Origin of the sequence: Polaribacter sp. BAL334 (assembly GCF_015767435.1) — a bacterium.
In the GTDB taxonomy this organism is placed as follows: domain Bacteria; phylum Bacteroidota; class Bacteroidia; order Flavobacteriales; family Flavobacteriaceae; genus Polaribacter.
Genome location: NZ_JADWOV010000087.1, coordinates 1 through 781, shown reverse-complemented (window position 1 = coordinate 781; position 781 = coordinate 1). Strand labels below are relative to the sequence as shown.

1 protein-coding gene is annotated in these 781 nt (G+C 32.8%); it reads left to right on the top strand.

Features of this window, described 5'->3' with window-relative positions:
• The coding region (locus IU405_RS00450) for a DEAD/DEAH box helicase (protein WP_197436693.1) at nt 1-781 on the top strand (781 nt) is incomplete at both ends.

Genomic DNA, 781 nt, shown 5'->3' with positions numbered 1-781 from the left:
TGAATATCTATTTGTCTCTGTCCAAACTTTAAATAGTAGATTAAAAGATTTAACACTTTCACCTGAATATTATGATTTTATCATTTTAGATGAAGCGCATCACGGATCAGCTTCAAGCTATCGACCTTTTCTAAATTATTTTAAACCAAAAGTTCTTTTGGGGTTAACAGCCACTCCGGAAAGAATGGACGGTGAAAATATATTAGAAGATTTCTGTAATCGTATCGCTGCTGAAATTAGACTTCCAGAAGCATTGAATCAAAAGTTATTGAGTCCGTTTCAATACTTTGGAATTACTGACAGTATTGATTTAAGTAATGTAAAATGGGAAAAAGGAAGATATGTCGCATGTGAATTGACCAGTATCTATACAAAGAATGATGTTCGTGTAGGTGAAATAATTTCTAATCTTAATAAATATACAAATGATATAAATGATGTTCGAGCTATTGGTTTTTGCGTAACCATTGAACACGCCACTTTTATGGCTGAAAAATTCAGTTTGGCTGGGCTAAAAGCAACAAGTTTAACTTCTAAAAACTCAAGTGAACGCGAAAGCATTAGAGAACAGTTTAGAAAAAAAGAATTCAATTATTTATTTGTCGTAGATATTTTTAATGAAGGAGTTGACATACCGGAAATTGATACTGTTTTATTTTTGCGACCGACTGAAAGTTTAACGGTTTTTCTTCAACAATTAGGGCGTGGATTACGATTAGCCGATGGAAAAGATTGTTTGACTGTTCTTGATTTCGTTGGTAATTCAAGACCTGAGTATGAC